Annotated in this window: 23 protein-coding genes; 10 read left to right on the top strand and 13 right to left on the bottom strand. The window is 66.5% G+C overall.

Going from position 1 to position 25,079, the window contains the following annotated elements; translation table 11 throughout:
• Nucleotides 1-29: 29 nt before the first annotated feature.
• The 5 genes from C662_RS00710 to C662_RS00690 are packed head-to-tail and all read right to left on the bottom strand — an operon-like array spanning nucleotide 30 to nucleotide 4,155.
• Nucleotides 30-623, bottom strand: coding sequence for a phospholipase D family nuclease (locus C662_RS00710; RefSeq protein WP_002923712.1), 594 nt, complete (start codon nucleotides 621-623; stop codon nucleotides 30-32).
• Nucleotides 610-1,983 (bottom strand): RsmB/NOP family class I SAM-dependent RNA methyltransferase, encoded by a 1,374-nt coding sequence (locus C662_RS00705; protein ID WP_002923710.1) that lies wholly within the window; start codon nucleotides 1,981-1,983, stop codon nucleotides 610-612. Before C662_RS00705 ends, C662_RS00710 begins: the two co-directional genes overlap by 14 nt.
• Nucleotide 1,984: 1 nt before the next feature.
• Complete coding sequence (locus C662_RS00700; RefSeq protein ID WP_002923707.1) at nucleotides 1,985-2,734, bottom strand: DUF3108 domain-containing protein; 750 nt, start codon at nucleotides 2,732-2,734, stop codon at nucleotides 1,985-1,987.
• Nucleotides 2,731-3,396 (bottom strand): phosphoribosylglycinamide formyltransferase, encoded by a 666-nt coding sequence (purN, locus tag C662_RS00695; RefSeq protein WP_002923706.1) that lies wholly within the window; start codon nucleotides 3,394-3,396, stop codon nucleotides 2,731-2,733. The genes C662_RS00700 and purN overlap by 4 nt, the downstream gene beginning before the upstream one ends.
• Before the next feature lie 60 nt (nucleotides 3,397-3,456).
• On the bottom strand, nucleotides 3,457-4,155 hold the full coding sequence (locus C662_RS00690; RefSeq protein ID WP_002923705.1) for a hypothetical protein: 699 nt from the start codon (nucleotides 4,153-4,155) through the stop codon (nucleotides 3,457-3,459).
• A gap of 224 nt (nucleotides 4,156-4,379) precedes the next feature.
• Between C662_RS00690 and mutL the strand changes: the two genes are divergently transcribed.
• A complete protein-coding gene (mutL, locus tag C662_RS00685) occupies nucleotides 4,380-6,248 on the top strand; it encodes a DNA mismatch repair endonuclease MutL (RefSeq protein WP_002923704.1) in 1,869 nt (622 codons plus the stop codon).
• 52 nt (nucleotides 6,249-6,300) lie between these two features.
• Here mutL and C662_RS00680 read toward each other — a convergent pair whose 3' ends face one another.
• Nucleotides 6,301-6,879: a YqaA family protein gene (locus C662_RS00680; RefSeq protein ID WP_037983899.1), complete on the bottom strand. Its 579-nt coding sequence runs from the start codon at nucleotides 6,877-6,879 to the stop codon at nucleotides 6,301-6,303.
• A 201-nt stretch (nucleotides 6,880-7,080) separates the two neighbouring features.
• Here C662_RS00680 and C662_RS00675 point away from each other — a divergent pair, with 201 nt between their 5' ends.
• From C662_RS00675 to C662_RS00660, 4 genes are all read left to right on the top strand, one after another.
• Nucleotides 7,081-8,850, top strand: coding sequence for a diguanylate cyclase domain-containing protein (locus C662_RS00675; RefSeq protein WP_002923702.1), 1,770 nt, complete (start codon nucleotides 7,081-7,083; stop codon nucleotides 8,848-8,850).
• A 314-nt stretch (nucleotides 8,851-9,164) separates the two neighbouring features.
• Nucleotides 9,165-10,112 carry a tRNA (adenosine(37)-N6)-dimethylallyltransferase MiaA gene (gene miaA / locus C662_RS00670; protein WP_002923700.1) on the top strand — a complete coding sequence of 316 codons (948 nt, stop codon included), beginning with the start codon at nucleotides 9,165-9,167 and terminating at the stop codon, nucleotides 10,110-10,112.
• Between the two features lie 62 nt (nucleotides 10,113-10,174).
• A complete protein-coding gene (locus tag C662_RS00665; RefSeq protein WP_002923698.1) occupies nucleotides 10,175-10,720 on the top strand; it encodes a DUF1415 domain-containing protein in 546 nt (181 codons plus the stop codon).
• 289 nt (nucleotides 10,721-11,009) lie between these two features.
• Nucleotides 11,010-11,231 carry a YdcH family protein gene (locus C662_RS00660; RefSeq protein WP_002923690.1) on the top strand — a complete coding sequence of 74 codons (222 nt, stop codon included), beginning with the start codon at nucleotides 11,010-11,012 and terminating at the stop codon, nucleotides 11,229-11,231.
• 67 nt (nucleotides 11,232-11,298) lie between these two features.
• Here C662_RS00660 and C662_RS00655 read toward each other — a convergent pair whose 3' ends face one another.
• From C662_RS00655 to C662_RS00635, 5 genes are all read right to left on the bottom strand, one after another.
• On the bottom strand, nucleotides 11,299-14,373 hold the full coding sequence (locus tag C662_RS00655) for an efflux RND transporter permease subunit (RefSeq protein ID WP_198291857.1): 3,075 nt from the start codon (nucleotides 14,371-14,373) through the stop codon (nucleotides 11,299-11,301).
• Nucleotides 14,374-14,383: 10 nt separating this feature from the next.
• Nucleotides 14,384-15,508 carry an efflux RND transporter periplasmic adaptor subunit gene (locus C662_RS00650; protein WP_002923684.1) on the bottom strand — a complete coding sequence of 375 codons (1,125 nt, stop codon included), beginning with the start codon at nucleotides 15,506-15,508 and terminating at the stop codon, nucleotides 14,384-14,386.
• Nucleotides 15,509-15,668: 160 nt separating this feature from the next.
• On the bottom strand, nucleotides 15,669-16,094 hold the full coding sequence (locus tag C662_RS00645) for a VOC family protein (protein ID WP_002923681.1): 426 nt from the start codon (nucleotides 16,092-16,094) through the stop codon (nucleotides 15,669-15,671).
• A gap of 10 nt (nucleotides 16,095-16,104) precedes the next feature.
• On the bottom strand, nucleotides 16,105-16,362 hold the full coding sequence (locus C662_RS00640) for a hypothetical protein (RefSeq protein ID WP_002923679.1): 258 nt from the start codon (nucleotides 16,360-16,362) through the stop codon (nucleotides 16,105-16,107).
• A gap of 61 nt (nucleotides 16,363-16,423) precedes the next feature.
• Nucleotides 16,424-16,900, bottom strand: coding sequence for a hypothetical protein (locus C662_RS00635; protein ID WP_232433186.1), 477 nt, complete (start codon nucleotides 16,898-16,900; stop codon nucleotides 16,424-16,426).
• 267 nt (nucleotides 16,901-17,167) lie between these two features.
• Here C662_RS00635 and C662_RS00630 point away from each other — a divergent pair, with 267 nt between their 5' ends.
• On the top strand, nucleotides 17,168-19,252 hold the full coding sequence (locus C662_RS00630) for a cation:proton antiporter (RefSeq protein WP_232433185.1): 2,085 nt from the start codon (nucleotides 17,168-17,170) through the stop codon (nucleotides 19,250-19,252).
• Between the two features lie 215 nt (nucleotides 19,253-19,467).
• Here the strand turns inward: C662_RS00630 and C662_RS00625 are convergent, their stop codons facing one another.
• The gene (locus C662_RS00625; RefSeq protein WP_002923670.1) at nucleotides 19,468-19,827 is read right to left on the bottom strand and encodes a DUF2784 domain-containing protein; all 360 of its coding nucleotides are present in this window, start codon (nucleotides 19,825-19,827) and stop codon (nucleotides 19,468-19,470) included.
• 86 nt (nucleotides 19,828-19,913) lie between these two features.
• A complete protein-coding gene (purM, locus tag C662_RS00620; RefSeq protein WP_002923667.1) occupies nucleotides 19,914-20,972 on the bottom strand; it encodes a phosphoribosylformylglycinamidine cyclo-ligase in 1,059 nt (352 codons plus the stop codon).
• A gap of 141 nt (nucleotides 20,973-21,113) precedes the next feature.
• Between purM and C662_RS00615 the strand changes: the two genes are divergently transcribed.
• The 4 genes from C662_RS00615 to pcnB all read left to right on the top strand — a co-directional run bounded on the left by C662_RS00615 (nucleotide 21,114) and on the right by pcnB (nucleotide 25,072).
• The gene (locus C662_RS00615) at nucleotides 21,114-22,220 is read left to right on the top strand and encodes an AI-2E family transporter (RefSeq protein ID WP_002923664.1); all 1,107 of its coding nucleotides are present in this window, start codon (nucleotides 21,114-21,116) and stop codon (nucleotides 22,218-22,220) included.
• Entirely contained in the window at nucleotides 22,217-22,909 is a 693-nt protein-coding gene (hda, locus tag C662_RS00610) for a DnaA regulatory inactivator Hda (protein ID WP_002923662.1), read from the top strand. The genes C662_RS00615 and hda overlap by 4 nt, the downstream gene beginning before the upstream one ends.
• Before the next feature lie 58 nt (nucleotides 22,910-22,967).
• Nucleotides 22,968-23,630 carry an HAD family hydrolase gene (locus C662_RS00605; RefSeq protein WP_002923659.1) on the top strand — a complete coding sequence of 221 codons (663 nt, stop codon included), beginning with the start codon at nucleotides 22,968-22,970 and terminating at the stop codon, nucleotides 23,628-23,630.
• Nucleotides 23,631-23,713: 83 nt separating this feature from the next.
• On the top strand, nucleotides 23,714-25,072 hold the full coding sequence (gene pcnB / locus C662_RS00600) for a polynucleotide adenylyltransferase PcnB (RefSeq protein ID WP_002923657.1): 1,359 nt from the start codon (nucleotides 23,714-23,716) through the stop codon (nucleotides 25,070-25,072).
• Nucleotides 25,073-25,079 lie beyond the last annotated feature (7 nt).

The following is a 25,079-nucleotide window of genomic DNA, read 5'->3' as shown; positions in this document are numbered from 1 at the left end:
AATACGCTTTCACGCCGTCCACAATCGGGTCAAGGCCGCCATGGCAGCGACTTGACAGGCGTAGCTTCGGCACGGTGGCGCAGCCAATTGTCGCGGTAGGCGCGTGCCAGCTCGCAATGTCCGCGCACGATGAGCAGATTTTCCGCGTTGCGATTGTGTGCCGACCAGGTGAAGTTGTAGGAGCCGGTGAGCACCGCACAGGCCGGCCCCTCGGCATCGGCAATGATGAGCTTGTTGTGGGCGGCGTTGTACTTGGTCTCGAAAGCGACCGGCACCCCGCCCGCCAGCAAGCGCGGGATGGCATTGCCCTTCTCGCGGCGGTTCATCTGCGCGTCGGCCAGCACCTCCACCTTCACGCCACGCTGGCGCGCCGCCACCATGGCATCGGCGATGCTGCGGCTGGTGAACACGTAGGCCTGCACTTGCAGGCTTTTGCGCGCAGCCGCAATGAGATCGATCACGACCTGCTCGGTGTTGTCCCTGGGCGAGAAGGCCAGCTCTACCTCGCCCTTGGCGGCAAAGCGCTGGCTGGCCAGCGCCGGCGTAACGAATACCACACCGGCCGCGAGCAGCACTCCGGCGCAGATACCAAGGCCGCAGCGCGCGTGCTCAAGCCTCGGCACGGCGCTCCATCACGGCAGCAAAGAACCCGTCGGTGTCGTGCACATGGGGCATCAGGCGCAGGCGCTCGCCAGTGGCGACGACCACCCCCTGCTTGTCGAGGATGTCCTGGGCCGACAGCTGCGCGAAGCCAGGGTGCGCAGCCAGGAAGGCGTCGACGATGGCATCGTTCTCTTCCGCGAGCAGACTGCAGGTGGCATACACCAGGCGGCCTCCCGGGCGCACCAGACGCGCCGCCGCAGCCAGGATCGCCCCCTGCTTGGCGACCATCTCCTCGACTGCTGCAGGCGACTGGCGCCATTTCAGGTCCGGATTGCGGCGCAAGGTACCCAGGCCGGTGCATGGCGCATCGACCAGCACGCGGTCGGCCTTGCCGGCAAGGCGCTTGACCTTGGCATCGGCCTCATGGGCAATCAGCACCGGGTGCACGTTCGACAGACCGGCGCGGGCCATGCGCGGCTTGAGCTTGGCCAGCCGCTTGTCCGACACATCAAAGGCATACAGTCGGCCAGTCGAGCGCATCAGCGCCCCCAGCTGCAGCGTCTTGCCACCCGCGCCAGCGCAAAAATCGACCACCAACTCCCCGCGCCGCGGCTGCACCAGCAGGCCAAGCAGCTGGCTGCCCTCGTCCTGGACCTCGAAGCTGCCGTCCAGGAACAGCGTGTGCTTTTGCAGCGCCGGTTTGGCCGCGAGCCGGATGGCCTGCGGCGACAGCCTGCCGGGCTCGGCGGCAACACCACCGGCCTGCAGCTGCGCCAGCACCCCGTCGCGGTCGGCCTTGAGCAGGTTCACCCGCAGGTCGAGCGGCGCCGGCCGGTTCAGCCCATGTGCAAGCGCCACCAGCTCGGCTTCGTCCATCTGCTGCAGCAGCCGCTCAGCCAGCCAGTCGGGCAGGTCGACGCGCTCGGCGAGACTCATCTCGCCAGCGTCGGCAGCCTTGACGGAAGCAAGCCAATCGCTCTCGGTAGCGCTCACCAGGCCCTCGAAATTACGCATCGGCCAGCCTTCACCACGCGCGAACCAGGCCAGCAGCAGCATGCGCGGCGTGGCCTCCGCACCGGCCAGCCGGCGCAGCCAGCGCAAACGGCGTAGCACCCCATACACCGCCTCGGCAATGAAGCCGCGGTCGCGATGTCCGAGCTCGCGGTTGTCACGGAAATGGCGCGACAACACCGCATCGGCCGGGTACTCGAAGGCGAGCACTGCCCCCAGGGCCTGGGTTGCCTGAATGAATAGCTGCCGCGAAATCCCCGCCCCGGTGACAGCGCCTGCCTCTTGCGGGCGCGCCGCCCTGTCGGTTCGGCCGGTCGTGGCAGTTCTGCCTGCCGTGCGCGGGCGGCCGGGTTTGCTCGTCTTGGTCATGTCAGTTCTTGGTTCCTGTTGCGGTCGCCGCCGGGCGTCCCGTTTCAATCGCGGCGGCGCGCTGATCCAGCACTCCGCCCTTTTCGTCCTCGATGCGGATGCGCACCGGCAGCAGCCCATGGTCCACCGACAGCCAGATCCGGATGTTCAGCCCGCCATCCTCGGCGTGCGCGCGCAGGCGCAAGGTCTCCACCTTGCCGATGGGCAGGCTCAGAGACTCCTTGCCGTCCGGCTCCAGCACTGCGTCCTTGACGCTCTTGTTGGTGATGACCTGAAGACTGACAGGCCTGCCATTACGGGCGACGTGGCTGGCCTGGTGCCACAGGCTGAGCAGATCCTGCGCCCCCGCCTCGAGCGTACCGCTGCGCCGCTCCGCACCATCGCGGCGGATGCTGACACGCCCTGCCGGCCAGTCGAAATGCGCTGCCTCGCTCTTGCGTCCGCGCTGCTCGACACTGAACAGCTCGGGCCGCAAGCCCGCCCCGCTCAGCAGCCCACGGCTGTGCTGACGGTACTGCAAGCCGAACAGACCCGCGAGCCCGCGCGCCTCAAGCTCGAGTTCGAGCTCATAGCGTCCATCCGCAAGGGACCAGCTGTGCTGGGCACTGCCAACCTTGAAGCCTTGAGAACCGTAATGAACGTCGAAACGCATGCTGCCAGTCGCCGGCGGATCGGCAAAACCCGCTGCTGCGGCCGCGGGCACCAGGCAGGCCAGGCAGAGCAGCACGACAAAGCGCAGGCTGCCGCTCACGACACGCCCCCACCCGAGGGCTCGAGGCGCGGCGAAACAAGTGCAGGCAGCGGCTCATCAGGCGCGTCGCGCAGGCTCACCCGTCCGTGCGCATCAATGGACAGCCGCCCGTCAACGAACCAGCGCACGGCCTGCGGATAGATGCGGTGCTCCTGCTCGAGAACGCGCGCGGCCAGTGCCGCCTCGTCGTCACCGCAGCGCACCTCGACCGCCGCCTGGACGACGATCGGGCCGCAATCGAGTTCGGCAGTTACGAAATGCACCGTCGTGCCGTGCACCCTCACCCCGGCCTCGAGGGCGCGGCGATGCGTGTTGAGCCCGGTGAAAGCAGGCAGCAGCGAAGGGTGGATATTGAGCAAACGGCCCTCGTAATGGCGCACGAAGCCAGCAGTGAGCAAGCGCATGAAACCGGCAAGCACCACGAGATCCGGACGGTGGGCGTCAATGGCCTCGATCAGCGCCGCGTCGAAACCCTCGCGATCCGGATAGGCGGTGTGGTCGACCACCGCGGTGTCGATGCCGTGCTCACGCGCAAAGACAATGCCCGGCGCCTGCGGCCGGTTGCTGATCACCGCGGCGATGCGGGCGCCGGGTATGCGTGAACGCACAATGGCTTCCATGTTGCTGCCGCGGCCGGAGATAAGGATGACGATGGACTTCATGGCAATGAGGGAGTCGGGAAACAGGGTCCAGCACGGGCACTTTCAAAGTAGCTGGCTGGCTCAATACACAGGCAGGAAGACCGCGGTGCCGAGGTTCTGGACCACGCGTGTGACGGTGCGGTCGGTTTCGTCCTCGACGATATCGGCGAGCGCATCGAGCAGCCCGATGATGCGACCGAACTCGCGCTCGAAGCTCAGGTTGGCAACCTCGCCCATCTCGTTGGACAACAACAGCGGGCGCCCCGAAGGGTCGCGCGCCGTCGCGAGCTTCCACGCTGCAATCTCTACGTTACGGGCGGCATTGTAGATGTGCTGGGGCTCCAGATCATCCAGCATGTAAAAAACTTCGCGATCGCCGAGGGCGGTCTGCACCATGCTGGCGAGCCCGACGACGAGGGCCTGGACCCGGTCGCCGCGATACTCCGGATGCAGCGCAATCTGCATGGCGTCGAGGTCGCGACGGTTACCTAGCGATGCAAAACGCCAGCGATGCTTCTCGTCGAAGATCCTCGAGATCGCTGCCTCGGCACTGCCCGCACCGCCCTTGCGCCACTCACCGGGATTGCGCTTGTACAGCTTGTCGGCAAGGCGGCGCAAGCTGGCGAACACATGTTGCTGATGGCGCTCGGCGACGCGGTTGATATCGGTCTTGAGCAGCTGGCGCAGGTCGAAACCACGCGCGCGCTGCTCAGAAGGCGCCGTCCCCGGCGACGAGCAACCACCGAGCGCCACCGCTAGCGCCAACATCAGGCAGGCCACACCGAGGTGGGCGCCTGCGGCCCGTGCCGGCAACCCCCGCTCAGCTTGATGCATCTGCCCTGTGCCCCCGCTATTGCCCCTGACCCTGGATCATAACCGAGCGCTTGCCGATCATGCCCTACCCCTCGAGCCAAGGCGCGCACGGCCGGCGCCGCGGCCCGGCCTGCAGCTCAGCGCCTATAATGCGAGGCCGCCCAGCCGTCGGCTCATCATCCAAGCACGCCATGCCCCACATACACCGCCTTCCCGACCTGCTGGTCAACCAGATCGCCGCAGGCGAGGTTGTCGAACGCCCGGCCTCGGTCCTCAAGGAGGTACTCGAGAACGCAGTGGATGCCGGCGCGCGTGCGATCGAGGTCCAGCTCGAACAGGGCGGCGTGCGCCGCATCAGGGTCACCGACGACGGCTGCGGCATCGATCGCGAGGAGCTTGCCCTCGCCCTCGAACGTCACGCCACCAGCAAGATCGCGTCGCTCGACGACCTCGAGCGCGTCGGCACCATGGGCTTTCGGGGCGAAGCGCTCGCTGCAATTGCCGCCGTCGCCCGCACCACGATCACCAGCCGCGCCGAAGCTGCGACTCACGCCTGGCGCATCGACGGCAGCGATCGCAGCATCGCGCCTGCCGCGCTCAACCAGGGCACCGTGGTCGAAGTCGCCGACCTCTATTTCAACACCCCGGCACGACGCAAGTTCCTAAAGACCGAGGCCACCGAGTACGCGCACTGCGACGACGTGTTCCGCCGCGTCGCACTCGCCCGTCCGGACATCAGCCTGCAGCTCGCGCACAACGGGCGCGTGACCCACCGCCTGCCGCCCTCACCTTCCGCGCAACGGGTTGCAGCCTTGATGGGGGACGACTTCGTTGCCCAGGCGCGCCAGGTGGAAGCAGATGCCGGGCCGCTGAGGCTGGCCGGCTTCGCCTCACTGCCCGCCTACTCGCGGTCGAGCCGCGACGCGCAGTTCTTCTTCGTCAATGGCCGTTTCGTGCGTGACAAGCTGCTCACCCATGCAGTGCGCGAAGCCTATGCCGACATCCTGCACGGCAGCCGCCATCCGGCGTATGTCCTTTTTCTTGAGCTCGACCCGGCGGGCGTCGATGTGAATGTGCACCCAGCCAAGATCGAGGTGCGCTTTCGCGAGGCGCGTGCGGTCCACCAGTTCATCTACCACGCGCTGAAGCGCACGCTCGCCGAAAGCGGTGCAAACCGCATCGAATCGGACGCGAGCTCGACTGCGCCGCAGCATCGGGCAGCGTCCGCCGACGGCATGCTTGGCATGGCCGCCACGTCTGCGCTCACCGGCAGCAGCACGGGCAACGCCGGGACTCAGACCTGGCACGCCTGGTCTGCCGCCCCAGCGCGCCAGGGCCAGCTCGCCATGGAAGCCGCAAGCCGCAGCTACCTGGACTTCGCCGCTGGCGCCCGCCCTGTCGGCGGCGCTGCGCCAGTCCAGGCCGCGGCAACCACAACCGCATGGCCAACCAGGACCCTGTCTGCAGACGAGGGCGCGGCGCCACCGCTCGGCTTCGCGCTCGCCCAACTGCATGGGGTCTATATCCTGGCGCAGAACACGCATGGCCTGGTGCTGGTGGACATGCATGCAGCGCACGAACGCATCCTTTACGAGCGCCTGAAGACGGTGCTCGATGGCCGGCCCGCCGTCCAGCGCCTGCTCATTCCAGCCGTGTTCTCGGTCAGCGCCAAGGACATGGCCGCCGCAGAGGAATGCCGCGAAGTCCTCGCCGGCATGGGGTTCGACGTGAGCACCGCCGGGCCGCAGGAACTCGCCGTACGCAGCGTGCCTGCCCTCCTCGCCGGCGCCCCCGTGGCCGAACTGATGCGCCAGCTCCTCCAGGAACTGCGCGAATACCCAGCCACCGAGGTGGTGACGGCGCGCCGCAACGAACTGCTCGCGACGATGGCCTGCCATGGCGCAGTACGTGCCAATCGCCAGCTCACCCTGCCCGAGATGAATGCGCTGCTGCGCGACATGGAGGCCACGGAGCGCGCAGACCAGTGCAACCACGGACGTCCGACCTGGACGCAGTTCAGCATGGCAGAACTCGATCGCTTCTTCATGCGCGGCCAGTAGTGCCGGCACCCCAGTAGCGCCGGCGCGCCAAGACGCAAGCCCCTGCGCGTACCTATAAGCTGTAGATCAGCGCCCCCATCACGACCACGGCGACCGTCGCCCACCCCAGGCGGTCTACGTAGCGATGCAGCACGGCCTCCATGCGCTCGCCGCCCCAGGCCATCAGCCCGGCTACAAGGAAGAAGCGCGCCCCACGGCCCACCAGCGAGGCCAGCACGAAGGGCGCCAGCGCCATCGACGCCACGCCCCCTGCGATCGTGAACACCTTGTACGGAATCGGCGAGAAGCCCGCGACGAAGATTGCCCAGAAACCCCAGGTATCGAACCAGGCTACCGCCTGCTCGTAGGCCGCCCAGTAGCGTGTCTCCCGCAGCCACGGCTCAATCGCGTCGAATGCGAAGTACCCGATGAGATAGCCAAGCAAGCCGCCCGCAACCGAAGCCAGCGTCGTGAGCAAGGCGAACCACATTGCCCGCCGCGGGTTTGCCAGGCACATCGGCGCCAGCATCACATCAGGGGGAATCGGGAAGAATGACGACTCCGCAAAGCTGAGCCCACCTAGAAACCAGGGGGCGCGTCGATGCCGCGACCATGCCATCGTCCGCGCGTACAACGGCGAGAAGATCTTCAAGACAACACTCCGGGGGGATTTCGAAGACGAACCCGGTTCCAGCAGCGACCGGGCGAGGCGCGATGATAACCGCAAGTCCATGACCTGCGCTTGTCGGCTTCGTCGGCACCGCCTTGCGGATGACCCTGGCTTGCGCACTTCCCCACAAGGTCCGAGAATCAGGGCCTTAGCGACTGCCAGTCCGTAACGCGAACCAACGCCATGCCGACCCGCCTCCTGCAATCCATCTCCCTGCGGCTCGTGCTGATCGTGCCCTATGTGCTGCTCCTCGTTGGCCTCGCCGTGGCCCTCGGGGTGCTCTCCTATTCGGCGGGAAGCCGCGCCCTGTCTACAGTCTCGGGTCAATTGCTGCTCGAAACCGTCGGTCGGATCACTCAGGCAGTCGACCGGCACGTCGTCGGTTCGAGCGCAGTGCTCGAGTCGGCCTTCCCCGAGGGCATGCCCGCACCACCGACCATCGAGCAGGACTTCCACGACATCCGCAACCGCTTCTGGGTGGCAACCTCCATCCATACCGACCCGAACGACTACGTTTACTATGGCAACGAAGCTGGCCAGGGGCTCGGGCTGTATCGCCGCTCGAGCGAGGAGGTCGAGCTGCGCATGAAACTGCGCGCGGATGAACATCGCGCCATCTACCGCTACCAGGGTGTCGACGGCCACCTCGAGTTCGTCCGCCGGGAAACCACGCTGTTCGATCCGCGCACACGCCCGTGGTATGCAAACGGCAAGACGACCGACGGCCACACCTGGACGTCGGTTTACATCGATTTCGGCACCCTGCAGCTGGTCGCGACGCGTGCGCGCCGCGTGCTGGGACCCGACAATGAATTCGCCGGCGTGGTCGCCACCGACGTCGCGCTCAAGGCGCTCAATGACTTCGTCGGCCGCCTCAAGGTATCGCCCAACGGCATCGCCTTCATCGTGGAGCCGGACGGCAATCTGATCGCCTCGTCAGCGAGCGCCAACGTGGTCGTGCTGCCCGATGGCAGCTACGGGCGGCTGCAAGCGGCGGAGAGCGACCACCCCTTGCTCAAGGCGAGCTACCTGACGGTACGCGACCGCATTGCGGTCGTCAGCGACGAGAAGCTGCCGCGGGTATTCGAGTTTGTCGACCCCGAGGGCAACCAGATCCATGCCGCCATCGACCGCGTGCGCGATGCAGCAGGCCTCGACTGGGTTACCGTGGTCGCAATGCCAGCCAGCGACTTCCTCGGCGACGTCATCGAGAACGTACGCCGCACGGTCGTGCTGGCGACCATCGCCGTGATGGTCGCGGTCGCGATCGGCCTCGGCATCCTGAGTTGGGTGTCGCGCGATCTGCGCAGCTTGGCGGCGGTCGCCAGCCGCATCGGTGACGGCGACCTCGAGACGCCGGTCGGCATCGTGCGCCGTGACGAGATTGGCGAGCTTGCACGCAGCTTCGAGCGCATGCAGGACCGCCTGCGCACCGACCGCCTGACCGGGCTCGCCAACCGCGAGGCCCTGCTCCAGCAGTTGCAGCGCCGCATCGAGCACGCACGCAACGACCGGCGCAACCCACACGTCGGCGTGCTGTTCATCGACCTCAACCGCTTCAAGAGCATCAACGACAACCACGGTCACGAAATCGGCGACCAGGTACTGCAGGAGATTGCCAACCGTCTCGCGCACAGCGTTCGCGCGGAAGACCTCGTCGCCCGCTACGCCGGGGACGAGTTCGTGATCGTCACCGACAACGTCACCGACCGCCCCGCACTCGATCAGGTTCGTCTCCACGTCGAAGCCGTACTGCGCGCGCCCCTCACCACACCCCAGATCGCAGGCCTCGGACTGAGCGTCGGCGGCGCGATCGGTGGCGCACTCTATCCCGACGATGGCGACAGCCCGGAGAGCCTGCTCCGCCATGCCGATCACGCGATGTATGCGGACAAGCTCGACCGGCGCAGATCAGAGCCCTCGGGCGTGGTCCGTTTTCCCCAGCGACCGTGAGCAGCCCTCGGGACAAGCTGTGGATAAATGTGGCAAGCCCTTGACGCATCGAGAGTCGGTGCCGCTGCCTCTATTTTAGGCAGCGGCATTCCAGGCATGTGTGTCCGCAACTGCAGCGTTCAACACCCCTTCCTGGCCCGGGTGGAGGATAATCCGCGCCAACGCACTCATCTCCAGCGCAGCATGCGTGCCCCGGCCTCCATGACCCGCACGCCGACTGCTGCTACCGGATCCACTTGAGCAACTCGAACCCCTGTCGCGCAGAAGCCGCGGACACCGCCCCCTCCTCCCTCACCGCATGTGCAGCTGAGGGATTGCCGCGCCCACCCGCCCTCCTCCTCCTCGGGCCGACGGCCAGCGGCAAGACGGCCTGTGCGCTCGCGCTTGCGCAACGGCTCCCGGTCGAGATCATCAGTGTCGACTCGGCCCTGGTGTATCGCGACATGGACATCGGCACGGCCAAACCCAGTGCCGAAGAGCAGGCCTCCTGCCCGCATCACCTGATCGACATCATCTCCCCGGAAGAAAGCTATTCCGCGGCCCGCTTTCGCGCCGACACGCTGCGCCTGATGTCAGAGATCACGGCGCGCGGGCATGTTCCATTGCTCGCAGGAGGCACCATGCTGTACTTCAAGGCCCTGCGCGACGGCCTGTCGGATTTGCCGGCGGCAGACGCGACCCTGCGCCGCGCCATTGACGACGAAGCGGCTGCGCGTGGCTGGCCAGCCATGCACGCCGAACTCGCCCGCCTTGACCCCGAGGCCGCGGCCCGCCTGGAGCCCGGTGACGCCCAACGCATCCAGCGTGCCCTGGAGATCGTGCGCCTGACTGGCCGGCCCCTGGCCGAGAGTTATGAGCGCAAGGAAGACAGCACCCTGCCCTGCAGACTGCTGCCCATCGCACTTGCACCCTCGGCTCGCGAGGTGCTCCACACTCGCATCGAGCAGCGCTTCGACGCCATGCTGCATGCCGGTTTCATCGACGAGGTCCGCCAGCTGCGCCACGACTATCGGCTCGACCCGGCCATGCCGTCGATGCGCTGCGTCGGCTATCGCCAGGTCTGGGAGTATCTTGACGGTGACCTCGGCTACGATGAACTGCGCTTCAAGGGCATCGCTGCCACCCGCCAGCTCGCCAAGCGCCAGCTCACCTGGCAAAGACAGTTCCGCGAAACATGGCCGGACCTGATCGAGCTCGACTGCCTGCGCCCGGACCTCACCGAGGCCGTGCGCGCGGCGGCATTCCGCCTGCTCGACAGCTGAGCGCAAGTACCCCGCCGCCCCACTCCCACCAGCCCATTTCTTACCCCAAGCAACGGAAACCCATGGACGAACAGATCATCAGCGACGTCGAGCAGTGGCTCGACGAAGTCGTCATCGGTCTCGAGCTCTGTCCCTTCGCCGCCAAACCACGGCGCGAGGGGCGCGTGCGCATCGCCGTCAGCCATGCGCGCGACGAGGAAGCGCTGCTCAACGACCTGCAGGCCGAACTCGAGCGCCTGTCGGACACCCCGGCGGAACAGCTCGAGACCACGCTGCTCGCCATCCCCGACATGCTCGAGGACTTCGCCGACTACAATGATTTCCTCGATGCCGTAGACCTCTGGGTCGAGCACTTCGGCTGGGAAGGCGAACTGCAGGTCGCAAGCTTCCATCCCCAGTACCAATTCGCCGACACCGACAGCGATGACCCGGGCAACCTCACCAACCGCTCGCCGTGGCCGCTGCTCCACATCATCCGCGAAGAGAGCCTGGAGAAGATCATCGCCCACTACCCCGACGTGGATGCCATCCCTGAGCGCAACGTCAAGCGCATGAAGGCGCTCAGCGCCGAGGAGCGCCACAGACTCTTCCCCTACCTGTTCGGTTGAACGCCCGCGCCGCGCCCCACAACTCAGCGGGGCCGGGTACAGGTCGGCTGCAGTGGGCGCGGCGCCAGCCGCGAGGGGTTGAAGACGACGCCGCGGGGACATTGCCCCAGAAAAAGCTCGCGACTTGCGTCGCTCCTACAGCAGGGCCGCATGCCGTGCGATTTTCCGCTTGGGCGCCAGCCGCGGGGGCTTGCAGGTCACGGGCAGACACTCGCGGAGGCACAGGGAGAGGAGTAGACTGCAGCTAACAGATCGCGACTTTTCCCAAGCCTGAAATGCAGGAGAGCCTATGTTTCCCGAATACCGCGAACTGATCACCCGTCTCAAGAACACCGACCGTCACTTCACTCAGCTCTTCGAGCGCCACAACGAACTGGATCACAAGATCAAGAACGTCGAGGCGAACATCGAGCTCGGCACTCACGAAGAAGTCGAAGTGATGAAGAAGGAAAAGCTGCTGATCAAGGATCAGATCTATGCGCACCTGAAGAAGGTCGAGACCGCAGGCTGACAACGGCACACACGGTCAACGGGGCCCGCACTCACGCCACGGGCGGGGTGCGGGCCCGATCGCTTGTTCAGGTCTGGATCTGTGCCGATGCCCCGTCTGGCAGCGCCTCACGCTCACGACGCGCCAGCAGCGTGTAGACGGTCGGCACCACGAACAGCGTGAAGAAGGTACCGATCAGCAGCCCGCCGACAATCACCCAGCCGATCTGCTGGCGGCTCTCGGCACCGGCACCGGTCGCCAGCGCCAGGGGCACCGCCCCCAGCACCATCGCCCCAGTCGTCATCAGGATCGGGCGCAGTCGCAGCACCGCGGCTTCGACCACGGCCTCGCGCAGGGCTTGACCCTGCTCGCGCAGCTGGTTGGAGAACTCCACGATCAGGATGCCATGCTTGGTGATGAGGCCGACCAGGGTGACCAGGCCGATCTGGCTATATACATTGAGGGTGCCGCCAGTCAGCCACAGCGCACCAAGCGCCCCGGTCATCGACAGCGGCACGGTGAGCATGATGATGAAGGGATCGCGAAAGCTCTCGAACTGCGCCGCCAGCACCAGGTAGATGAAAGCCAGCGCGAGCACGAACACCAGCGCCAGGCTAGCCGAGCTCGACTTGAACTCGCGCGACTGGCCGTCGTAGTCGGTACCGTAGCCCGGCGGCAGGAGGCGCTCTGCGGTCGCCTCCATCCACTTCAAGGCCTCGCCCAGCGTGTAATCGGACGCCAGGTTGGCCGAAATCGTCACCGAGCGGCGCTGGCCGAAGTGGTTGAGTTCGCGCGGCGCGACGCGCTCGCTCACCTTAACGACGCTCGCCAGCGGCACCATGTCGCCGTTGCGCGCCCGCACATAGATGTCGCGGATGTCACGCGGGTCACGGCGATCGTCCGCCGCCACCTGGACGATCACTTCGTACTGCTCGGCGTCCTGCTTGTAGCGCGTGACCTGGCGGCCGCCGAGCATGGTCTCCAGCGTACGGCCGATGACATCGACAGCCACCCCGAGGTCTGCAGCGCGGTCGCGATCGACCTCCACCGCCAGCTCGGGCATGGTGAGCTTGAGGTCGGTGTCGGGCGACACCAGGCCAGGGTTGTCGCGCATCGCATCGAGAAAAGCCTCGGCGACGGCGGCAAGCTCCTCGTAGCTGTCCGAGGTCGACACCACGAAGCTCACCGGCCGCGAACGTGCCCCCTGACCGAATGACGCCGGCAGGCTGGGAAAGGCATTGACCCCGGTCACGGCACGCATGCGCGGCTGCAACTCGGAGGCGATCTCGGATGATCTGCGCGCGCGCTCGCTCCAGTCGGCGAACCCGACAAAGGAGATACCCTGCGACACCGTCGGGTTGCCGGTGATCACGAGGTAGCGGTCTACTTCCGGGATGCTGGCGTAGATCTCCTCGAGCTCGCGTGCGTAGCGCGCCATGTAGTCCAGCGTCGCGCCTTCCGGACCGTTGAACAAGCCGACCACGCGCCCTCGATCCTCGAGCGGAGCGAGCTCGGTCTTGAGCTGCCCCATCAGCCACACCGAGCTCCCGGCAACCACGGCAAACACCAGCATCACCAGCCAGCGCAGCTCCAGCGAGGCCGACAACACGCCACGATAGCCATGAGTCAGCCCGCTCAGGAAACGTTCGATGGCGTTGTACACCGGTCCATGCGTGCGCTCGTGGCGCAGCAGCTTCGCGCACATCATCGGCGACAGGGTGAGCGCGACAAAGCCCGACACCAGCACCGCCCCCGCCAGAGTGAGTGCGAACTCGGTAAACAACTTCCCCGTGCGCCCGGTCATGAAGGCCACCGGCGCATAAACCGCGGCCAGGGTGATCGTCATCGCCACGATCGCGAAACCGATCTCCCTGGCACCCTGGAAGGCTGCCGCCAGCGGCGCCATGCCTTCTTCGATATGGCGATAGATGTTCTCCAGCACCACGATCGCATCGTCCACCACCAGCCCGATCGCCAGAACCAGCGCCAGCAGGGTCAAGGTGTTGATCGAGAAGCCCAGGGCATACATCAGCGTGAAGGCGCCGACCAGCGACACCGGGATCGTTACCAGCGGCACCAGCATCGCACGCCAGCTGCGCAGGAAGAACAGGCACACGCCGGCCACCAGCAGCACCGCCTCCCAGATCGTGGCGAACACCGCATCGATCGAGCGCTCGATGAACACCGTGGTGTCGTTGGCAATCGTCATCGACATGCCTTCCGGCAGCTCCGCCTGCAGGCGTGGCAGCATCTCGTCAAGGCCGCGCTTGAGGTCGAGCGGATTCGCAGTGGCCTGCTTGATGAGGCCGATAGAGATCGCCGGCCGGCCCATGAAGCGTACCGAAGTGCGTTCGTTCTCGGGCGCCACCTCGACACGGCCGACGTCGCGGATACGCACCGGGTAGGCGTCGGGGGTGCCGGCCTGGCGCAGCACTACCGCCTCGAACTGCGCCGGCTCGACCAGGTCGGTCTGCGCCACCACCGCGAACTCGCGCTCGCGACTCTCGATGCGTCCGGCGGGCAGCTCCACATTCTGGCGCCGGATGGCGTCTTCCACATCCTGCACGGTGAGCCCGAAAGCCGCCATGCGGTCGCGGTCGAGCCAGATCCTCATCGCATAGCGACGCTCTCCGAACACGCGCGCATCCGCTGCGCCAGGCAGGGTCTGCAGGCGCGGCTTGATGATGCGGCTGGCAAAGTCGCTCATCTCCAGCGGCGAATGGCGGTCTGACGAGAACGCAACCCATATGATCGGGCTGGCGTCAGCCTCGACCTTGGCGATCACCGGCTCATCGATATCGTCGGGCAGGCGCTGGCGTACGCGCGAAACGCGGTCGCGCACGTCGGCCGCTGCGCTGTCGGCATCGCGCTCGACGCGGAAGCGTACCGTGATCTGGCTGCGCTCCTGACGGCTGATCGAGGACAGCACATCCACGCCCTCGATACCGGCGAGCGAATCTTCAAGCGGCTTGGTGACCTGGGACTCGACGATCTCTGCGCTCGCACCGCGGTAACGGGTATCGACCGTCACCACCGGCTCATCGATATTGGGGTACTCGCGCACGGTAAGCCGCGAGTACGACATCATCCCGACCAGCAGCACGAGCAAGGAAAGCACGGTGGCGAACACCGGACGGCGAATGCAGATGTCTGAGATGCGCACGCTGCCTGCCTCAGTCCGCCGCCAGCGCCACGCCGCTGGGCGCATCCGCGAGCGTCACCTGCGCACCATCGCGCAGCTTCAGTTGGCCGGCCGTCACCACGACCGCACCTGCGGACAAGCCCTCGGTGATCTCGACGACAGCATTGCGGCGCACCCCGGTACGGACATCCACCCTGCGCACTGTGTCATCGACGACCTGATAGACGTACTGCACATTGCCCGGCGCCGGCACCAACGCCGCCTCCGGCACCACCAGCACGCCACTACGCTCGGCGAGGATCACGCGCACACGCGCGAAAACCCCGGGGCGCAGACGGCCGTCCGGGTTGTCCAGGTTCGCACGTAGCCGCACTGCCCGCCCCTGGGCGTCCACGAGCGGATCGACTGCATCCACGACAGCATTGAAACGCTCGCCCGGCAGCACGTCGCTCGATACCTCGACCACCTGGCCACGACGCACACGGTCCAGATACTGCTCGGGAAGGCGGAAATCCACCTTGAGCGTCGCGATATCCTCGAGGTTGATCAGCGCATCGCCGTCCTTCACGAAATCGCCCGGGCTCACGCTGCGAATGCCCACTACGGCGTCGAAGGGCGCACGGATCTGCATGCGCTCGAGCCGCGCCTGCGCCAGCGCCACACCCGCGCGTGCCACCTCAAGTTGAGCACGCGCGGTGTCGAGGCTGCTCTGACTGACGAACTTACGTGCAAACAGATCCTGGGTCCGACCGAAATTGGACTCAGCAAGGGTCAGGTTGGCGCGCGCCTGTTGTAGTTCGGCGCGCTGCACCGCGGCATCGAGCTCGACCAGCACCTCGCCACGCTCCACTGCCTGGCCGTCGCGAAAGCGGATCGCTGCGATCCTTCCCGACACTTCGGGGCGCAGCACGACCGACTCGTTCGACACCAGCGAGCCCACCGCCGCTACATCGTCTGCGAGGGCCAGCGCCCGTACCGTCTGCGCCTCGACCCGCACAGGCGCGGCGGCGCCCGTTGCAGTCACGGTCGCCGCGAGGCCCGGACGATCGGCCTTCAGCCCCCCCGACTGCTCGCGGTTGACATACCAGGCGAGCGCAGCCACGACGGCAAGGCCAGCGAGGCTCAGCGCCAGGACGGGAGTACGACGTGAAGACATGATGCCTCTATGGTTTCCATTGCAAAGCGCAGGCGGGCGGGGATGCTACGCCGCCAACGGCGCCCGGCGCCATCATGGCACCAGCCCAGAAGACGGACCGGCCTGTGCGCCATTGGTTTCCCGGCACGCAAGGGCCTCGCGGTGCCGCAACGCAAAGTATTCAATCCTCGGGAAGCGGCCACTTCGGGTTCCACGCCACTTCCCAGAGGTGACCATCGGGGTCCTGGAAGTAAGCGGCGTAGCCCCCCCAGAATGTGTCGCGCGCGGGTTGCGGAATGGGCGCACCGGCCGCCTTCGCCTGCGCCACCACGGCATCGACCGCATCGCGACTGGCCACGTTGTGGCTGAGCAGGCACTCGGTGGAGCTCCTCGCGCCGACTGTCACGCCCGCATCGTGGGCCAGGCTCGCGCGCTCAAAGAGCGCCAGCTTCAAGCCCGGCTGGAGGTCGAAAAAGACTACGGCGCCATGCTCGAACTCGGTGCCGACGATCCCCTTGGTCGGCCAGCCCAGGCCATCGCGGTAAAAGCGCAGCGCACGCTCGAGCTCATCCACCCCGAGGGTGATCACCGTGACGCGCGGCTTCATGAGGCAAACCTCATCGACATTGCAGGTGGCCCGACTGTACATGTACAACGCACTGCATCGCACCGCACTGGCAGTTACGCAAGGTGGACACGGCAGCGCCCGCGGCGCCGAGATCGACACCGCGCGAGCACACGCAGTCGAGCGGCTCCAGGCTGGGCAGGCCCTGCGCCCGGCTTTCGGCGGCCGACGGCGCAGCGCTGAGCACGACGACCGACACCGCGGTCGCAAGCACTGCGGCACCACTCATGAGCAAGGTCCGGATGTTCATGGTCTGATACTCCCTGATGTTGAGGGCTGGACTGGCGGACAGCGTATCAGCAATCCCCGCCTCAGTCCTCGCCGCGGGCGCACGCCCACAGGAGCAGCGCCGCAAACACGAACAGCAGCGCCCACTTCAGGGACGAACATGCGGTCGACAACAGGTAGGTCAGCGGCGTATCGAATCGCGGCACCTCCGTGAGCCAGGCATGAAAGGCATTCTCCGCCGCATCGAAGGCAGCCGCCAGCGGCAGGCACATGCGCGCAAACGCCCTCCCAGCCCGCCCCAAGGGCTCGAACACATGGGTACGCGTGGCGAGCAGCCAACCGAACGCCGCGTAGGACAGCAGCAAGACATGATCGACGACGAGATGGCGGCGGTAACGTTCAAGATCCTCGGGCGGCCAAAGGTGAACGATCTCGCCGAACGTGCGCGGCGACCAGGCGAACTGCAGTGCCAGGACACCCGGGCTGAGCGGCCAGAGGTAAACCGTGATGGCGGCAGACAGGACCAGCGCAAGCAGACCGCTCATCCAGACCCATCTCATCGAGGTAGCGCCTCCCCGGGGCGTGATGCGGCATCCTCCGCGCTCGGCAGGTCGCACGCACCCCGCACCACTTCGATGACATCGCCCGATACGCTCAGCATCCCGCCCTCTCGCTGCAGATCCGCTGCCGAGTCTAACCGACGACACCGCAACGTGCAGGGCGATTGCCTTCTTTGCGCGCCGCCCTCCCACGCGACACCAGGCTTGCGTGCGAGCGCCGGAGCGGCGCTATGATGCAGCCTTCGCTCCCGGATGGTGCGGCGCAAAATGAACGACTATCTCCCGATTACGGACCCCGTCCTGGTGTTCGCACTCGTCGCGTTGCTGATCCTGCTTGCCCCCATCGTGATGGGGCGCTGGCGCCTGCCTGGCACGATCGGTCTGCTGCTGGCGGGTGCCATACTCGGCCCCAATGCCCTCGGCGTACTCGCCCGCGACCAGTCGTTCGTGCTGTTCGGCACCGTCGGCTTGCTGTACATCATGTTTTCCGCCGCGCTCGAGATCGACCTCGTCGTGCTCAAGCGCTACCGCATGCACAGCCTCGTCTTCGGCCTGCTCACCTTCGCCATTCCGCAAGGTGTGGGCACGCTGGTGGGGTACTACGTCCTCGGCTTCAGCCTGCCTGCAGCGATTCTGCTCGCAAGCCTGTTCGCATCGCACACACTGCTGGCGTACCCGGTCACCCGACAGCTCGGCATCGCACACAATCAAGCCGTCACCACTGCCATCGGCGGCACGATCATCACCGACACCCTCGCCCTGCTCGTACTCGCCGTGATCGCCGCGTCGACACGTGGCGACACTGGGGACTACTTCTGGCACACGCTGGTCGGCAGCCTCGTGCTCTATGGCGTGATCGTGCTGTTCGGCCTGCCCAAGCTCGCACGCTGGTTCTTCCGCAATGTCGGACGCAACGGGGTGTCGGAGTTCGTCTTCGTGCTGTCGACGGTGTTCGGCTGCGCCGGCATGGCGCACCTTGCCGGTTCGGAACCGATTGTCGGCGCCTTTCTCGCCGGCCTTGCGCTGAACCGGCTGATCCCGCACAACAGCGCACTCATGAACCGGATCCAATTCACCGGAGAAGCGATCTTCATCCCCTTCTTCCTGCTTTCGGTCGGCATGCTGCTCGATGTCAGCGTGCTTGTCGCAGACGTGCGCTCACTGTCGATCATGCTCGCCATGCTCACCTCCGTGCTGGTGACCAAGTGGCTTGCCGCCGCCGCCACTCGCGTGTTGCTCGGCTACAGCCGCGAGCAGGCCGGCCTTGTATTCGGTCTGAGCGTCGCTCAGGCCGCGGCTACGCTGGCGGCAACCATCGTCGGCTACGATCTGGGCCTTTTCGACGATGCGGTGGTCAACGGCGCGATCATGATGATGCTGGTGACCTGCATCGTCGCCCCCCTGCAGGTCGATCACCACGGCCGCAAGATCGCCCGCCAGAGTGCAAGCAACGACAACGCGGTGATCGGCTCGAAGCAACGCATCCTCGTCAGCCTGTCCAGTCGTGCGCCACACAAGGCCTTGCTCGACCTGGCGATGATGCTGCGCGAACCGGACCAGCAGCAGCCCATATTCCCGTTGACGGTCATCGAGGACAGGGAGGACGCGAACGAAAAGGTCGTAGCGGCAGAACGTGTCCTGTCACGCGCAACGAGCTACCTTTCCGCTGCCGACGTGGGCTCGCAGCCGACCACCCGCATCGACCTGAACCTTGCATCGGGCATCCTCAAGGCGCGGCGCGAGCTAAGTGGAACCGACGTCATCGTCGGCTGGAGCGAACGCACCACGGCACCCGAGCTGTTCTTCGGCTCGCTGGTCGAGAACATGTTGACCGAGCGCGAATACAACCTGATCGTAAGCCGCCCCAGGACACCCCTAAACACCTGCAGCCGGCTGCTTTTCGCCATTCCACCCGACGCCCGCCACGAACCCGGCTTTCCGCTCGCCGTGCGTCTGGTCAAGCGCCTTGCCAGACAGCTCGACGGCACGCTCGTGATCCTCACCGAAACCAAACAGGAGGCCGAGGTCAGCAAACGCGTCAAGGGCATTGCACCACAGTGCGAGGTACGCACGCTGGGGCTGGCGAAGTGGTCGAATCTGATCCGCGTCATCAGCGACAAAAAGGGCCCGGGAGACGCCCTCGTCCTTTATGGCGCGCGCGTCGGCGGTCTCGCCTGGCGCCCGGCGATGCGCTTGCTGCCCGGGCGTCTGGCCGGCATCTTTCCGGAGACGAACATCCTGCTCGTCTATCCAGCCATACCGCGTGACGAGCGTGGCGACGACCTCGCCCTGGGGGCGGGCGCGCAAACGGTGATCGATGTCAGCGATTCGAACCGGAGAGTAAGCATCTGAACGCCCCGCCCCCCGGTAGGAGCGGCGCAAGCCGCGAGGGGTTGAAGGCGACCACGCCGGATGACCGCTCAAAAAAGCTCGCGGCTGGCGCCGCTCCTACAGGAGAGCGCCGCAGCGTTTGTTCCCGCCGTAGGAGCGGCGCAAGCCGCGAGGGGTTGAAGGCGGATATGCATCTATCTGCTGCGGGCGGCCGACGCTGCACCTGGCCGACCGGATCAATGCCGCCGCCGCAGCACGACGGCATAGATGAGCACATTGGCAACGATCACGACGCCTGCGAGCACAACCTGGATCTGCGGCGTCAACCCGGGCGGGTAGATCAGCGCCAGCAGGTAGTGCTCGATGAAGCCGGCCGTGTAGCCCGCTTGACCGGCCTTCGCGCGCAAGAGATTTTCCAGCGGCGTGAGCGGGCAGATACCCCCGCTCAGCTCGATGAACACGCCCCAGGCCACGGCCGGCAGGTGCAGAAGCGGCGCCCACCTCCAGCGCAGCGCAAACAGCCCGCCCAACACCACGAACAGGATGAAGCAGAGGTGCAGTACCAGCACGCCGTCGGCCGCCACGCGGTAGATCACGGTCGAGCCTCCTCAGGCATCCTGCCCGGCACACGGCGCCCGCCGGGGTGCCATGCCCCGGCCCCCCACCGCCGCCGCTGTCGACCTCAGCCGACTATGGTCTGCGCCTCTCCAGCCTTGCGCGCATCGATGCGGCCGATCCGGTACACCGCCTCGCCCGCCGCCTTGAGCGCAGCCTCGGCCGCATCCGCATCCGCCGCTGCAACGACGACCGCCATGCCGATGCCGCAGTTGAACACGCGGTACATCTCCTGCATGTCGACGTTGCCTTCCTTCTGCAGCCACTGGAACAGCGGCGGCAGCGTCCAGCTCGCGGCGTCGATGCGGGCGGTGAGCTCGTCGCGCAGGATGCGCGGCACGTTCTCGGTAATGCCACCGCCGGTGATGTGGGCCATGCCCTTCACCACGCCGGGTTGCGCCTGCATCAGCGCCAGTAGCGGCTTGACGTAGATGCGGGTCGGCTCCATCACCACGTCGCGCAGCTTGCGGCCGTGGAAATCGGCGTCGAGGTCGGGCTGGGCGACGTCGATGATCTTGCGGATCAGCGAGTAGCCATTGGAGTGCGCGCCGCTCGAGGCCAGGCCGAGTACCACGTCGCCCGGTACGATCCTGCTGCCGTCGATGATGTCGGCCTTCTCCACCGCGCCAACGGCAAAGCCGGCGAGGTCGTACTCGCCGGCCGGGTACATGCCCGGCATCTCGGCGGTCTCGCCGCCAATCAGCGCGCAACCGGCCAGCTCGCAGCCCTGGGCGATGCCCTTGACCACGTCGGCGGCCGTGTCTACGTCGAGCTTGCCGCAGGCGAAGTAGTCGAGGAAGAACAGCGGCTCGGCACCCTGCACCAGGATGTCGTTGACGCTCATTGCCACCAGATCCTGGCCAACGGTGTCATGCTTGTCGAGCTGGAAGGCGAGCTTGAGCTTGGTGCCGACGCCGTCGGTGCCCGACACCAGCACCGGCTCCTTGTACTTCTTCGACAGTTCGAACAGTGCGCCGAAACCGCCGATGCCGCCCAGCACCTCGGGACGCATGGTGCGCTTGGCGAAAGGCTTGATGCGGTCGACCAGGGCGTCGCCGGCTTCGATGTCCACACCGGCGTCACGGTAGGAAAGGGAGGCTTGATTGGGAGAGGTGGGTGCGCTCAAGGTCGGTCCTCTGGGCTCGCAAGAAATGCAGGGCGGGGCCACCCGGCGGCGCACTCAACTTGAGGCCGCCACGCCAAGTGGCTACATTTACGGGTTCCGCGGGCGGCTGACGCCCGCGCCAAGTCCGCGATTTTACTTGAAATGAACACTGCCCGCGCCGATCGCCTGCAAACCCGCGTCTGGATGGCGACCGGTATCGCACTGGTCGGCCTGTTCTGGCTGCTCGGCCCGATCCTGACGCCCTTCGTGATTGCCGCGGTGTTCGCCTACATCTGCGACCCGGCCGTCAATTGGATGGTCGCGCGCCGGGTGCCACGCGCGCTCGCCGTACTGCTGGTGATCATCGGCCTCGGCCTGGTACTGGTGGCCCTGGCCTTGATCCTGCTGCCAATGGTGTATCGCGAAGGCGTACTGCTGGTGCGCCGCCTGCCCGAGCTGATCGAGCTCTTCAATGCCGAGGTCGCCCCCCTGCTGCAGGCCCGGCTGGGCGCAGAGATCAAGCTCGATGCCGAGCAGTTCCGCAAGCTCCTGACCGACCACTGGGACAGTGCGCAGGACCTGCTGCCGATCATGCTCGGGCACCTCAAGACCGGGGGCATGGCGGTGATCGCCTTCGTCGCCAACCTGTTCCTGATTCCGCTGGTAATGTTCTATCTGCTGCAGGAGTGGCCGCGCATCCTTGCCGAACTGCAGCGCATCGTGCCGCGGCCGATGCTCGAGCGCACGCTGCGCATCATCGGCGACATCGATTCGGTGATGTCCGAGTTCCTGCGCGGCCAGCTCTCGGTGATGCTGCTGCTCGCGGTCTTCTACAGCGTCGGGCTGTGGCTGGCCGGACTCAAGTTCGCCCTGCCGGTGGGCGTGCTTACCGGCCTGCTGGTGTTCATCCCCTTCGTCGGTTTCGGTGGCGGCCTGTTGCTGGCGATCATGGCCGCGCTACTGCAGGGCGAGGGCATCACACCGCTGCTCGGGGTTGCCGTGGTGTACAGCCTCGGCCAGCTGCTCGAGAGCTTCCTGCTCACCCCCTACCTGGTCGGCGAGCGCATCGGCCTGCACCCGCTGGCGGTCATCTTTGCGCTCATGGCGTTCGGCCAGCTGTTCGGCTTTGTCGGCGTGCTGGTGGCGCTGCCAGTGAGTGCAGCATTGCTGGTGGGTCTGCGCGAGATACGAGGTGCCTGGTACGCCAGCCCGGTTTACCTGGGCCGCGACGGTGCTACGCCACCTACCGCTGACGAGGGCGAAAAATGAAACAGCTCGTCCTCGACATCCGCCCCGACACGCCACCGACCCTGGAGAATTTCGTCGCCGGCACCAATGCCGAGCTGGTCGCAACCGTATCGCTGCTCGCCAGCCTGGGTACGGCGCGGCAGCTGCCGGTGCGCCATGTCTACCTCTGGGGCGCGCCCGGCAGCGGACGCAGTCACCTGCTGCGCGCAGCGGCGGCCCTCGCGCGCGAAAGCGGCCGCCCCGCTCACCTGTTCACCGCTGCCGACATCGACGACAACCTGCCCGAAACGCCCGACGCCATGGTGGCGGTGGACGATGTAGACCAATTGGGCGCCGAGGCCCAGATCGCGCTCTTCAACGCCTTCAACCGTGCCCGCGGCAACGGCCAGTCGCTGCTGCTCGCCGGTCCGTCAGCCCCGCTCGGCCTGAACTTGCGCGAGGACCTGCGCACCCGCATCGGCCAGTGCCTGATCTACGAGGTACAGCCGCTCGACGACGATTCGCGCGCGGGCATCCTCGGCACGCTCGCCGAGCGGCGCGGCCTGCGTCTGTCGGACGAAGTGATCGACTTCCTGCTGCGCCATGGTCGCCGCGACCTCGCCAGCCTGCGCACCGTGCTCGATGCGCTCGACGCCGCCTCGCTCGAACGCAAGCGTCCGATCACCCTGCCCCTGCTGCGCGAGATGATGCAGCACGGGCTCGAGATCTGAGCCCTCTCACGCACTCAGCCCCTCACCAATACGACCTACCAGCCAACGGAGCACCGCCTTGAACCTCGCCCTCTTCGACCTCGACAACACCCTGCTTGCCGGCGACTCGGATTTTGCCTGGGCCCAGTTCCTGATCGGCAAGGGCGTCCTCGACCGCGAAGTCCAGGAAGCGAAGAACATCGAGTTCTACGAGCACTACAAGGCCGGCACGCTGGACATCTTTGCCTTCCTCGACTTCCAGCTCGCACCGCTGGCGCGCCACCCGCGCGCCCAGCTCGACACCTGGCATCGCGAGTTCATGGACGTCGTGATACGCCCGATGATCACGGCCAAGGCACGAACGCTGGCCCGCCAGCACATGGACGATGGCGCTATGGTTGCGGTAGTGACCGCAACCAATGCCTTCGTCACCGGACCGATCGTGCGCGAGTTCGGCATCCCGCACCTGGTAGCGACGATCCCCGCCCAGGAAGGCGGCGCCTTCACCGGCAAGCCCCGCGGCACGCCGGCCTTCAAGGCCGGCAAGATCGAACGTGTCGAAGCCTGGCTGGAATCGCTCGGCCTGCACATGGGCAGCTTCGAGCACAGCTGGTTCTACAGCGACTCGCACAACGACCTGCCGCTGATGGGCCGCGTGTCCAACCCGGTCGCGGTCGATCCGGATGACACCTTGCGCGCCCATGCCACCGCGCAGGGCTGGCCAGTGATCTCGCTGCGCTGAATGCGCGGGCGGGGGAAGGCGCACCGCCGCAACGGGGCGATCGGTTATCATTGCCGGCTTATGCAAGTACGACGCCTTCCCCAATGATCCGCAAGCTGCTGCGCAAGGTCTTCAAGCGCCCGGCGCCCACCGTCCGCCACCAACCCGCCCGCATCCCGCTCGAACGCCACGGCATCCGGCGCGAGCAGCTGTCGCCTGCCGCGCGCAAGGTGTGCATGACGCTGCAGGAGCAAGGCTACACGGCCTTCGTCGTCGGCGGCGCGGTACGCGACCTGCTCATCGGCCAACCGCCGAAGGATTTCGATGTCGCCACCAGCGCCACCCCCGAACAGGTGCGCGCGGCTTTCCGGCGTTCGCGCATCATCGGCCGCCGCTTCAAGATCGTGCATGTGATGAGTGGGCCGGAGACCATCGAGGTCTCCACCTTTCGCGCCAGCCAGGACGCCGAATCGGCCGAAACCGACGAACACGGCCGCGTGCTGCGCGACAACGTCTTCGGCAACCAGGAAGAAGACGCCACCCGCCGCGACTTCACGGTCAACGCCCTGTACTACGACCCGGGCACCGAGACCATCATCGACTACCACCACGGCGTTGCCGACATCGAACAGCGCACCCTGCGCATGATCGGCGACCCGCGCACACGCTACCGCGAAGACCCGGTTCGCATGCTGCGCGCCGTGCGCCTGGCCGCCAAGCTCGGTCTGACGATCGACCCTGCCGCGCGCCACCCCATCCGCGAGATGGGTGTGCTGCTCGAGAACGTCCCGGCGGCGCGGCTCTTCGACGAAATGCTCAAGCTGCTGTTCTCGGGCCACGCCGTCAAATGCCTGCAGCAGTTGCGCGAAGAAGGCCTGCACCACGGCCTGCTGCCCCTGCTCGACGTCATCCTCGAGCAGCCTATGGGCGAACGCTTCGTTTGGCTGTCGCTGCAGAACACCGACGAGCGCGTCCGCCAGGACAAGTCGGTGTCGCCCGGCTTCCTGTTCGCCACCCTGCTCTGGCATGAGGTCCTCGCCGCCTGGGAGCGCAGGAAGGCGGCAGGCGAGGCCGGCCAACCTGCACTGTTCGAGGCCATGGACGAAGTCCTCGACGCTCAGGCCGGCAAGCTGGCGATCACGCGCCGCATCGCGGGCGACATCAAGGACATCTGGGCGCTGCAGCCGCGCTTCGACAAGCGCAGCGGCAAGACGCCCTACCGCCTCATCGAGCAGCCGCGCTACCGCGCCGGATGGGACTTCCTGCGCCTGCGCGCGCAGGCGGGTGAGATCCCGATGGAGATCGTCGAGTGGTGGAACGACTTCGCCCATGCCGGTCATGACGAGCGTGAGGCATTGCTGCGCCAGGCACCTGCCGAAACCAGTCCGGCGAAGAAGAAGCGCCGCCGTCGGCGCAAGCCCGCAGGGGGCGGCGAGGCCGGCACGGCGCCGGAAGGCGCCTGAACGCCTC

It is taken from the genome of Thauera sp. 28 (genome assembly GCF_000310145.2).
Taxonomy (GTDB): domain Bacteria; phylum Pseudomonadota; class Gammaproteobacteria; order Burkholderiales; family Rhodocyclaceae; genus Thauera; species Thauera mechernichensis.
Note: the sequence above shows the minus strand (reverse complement) of the source record. Positions and strands in the feature narration are given on the sequence as shown.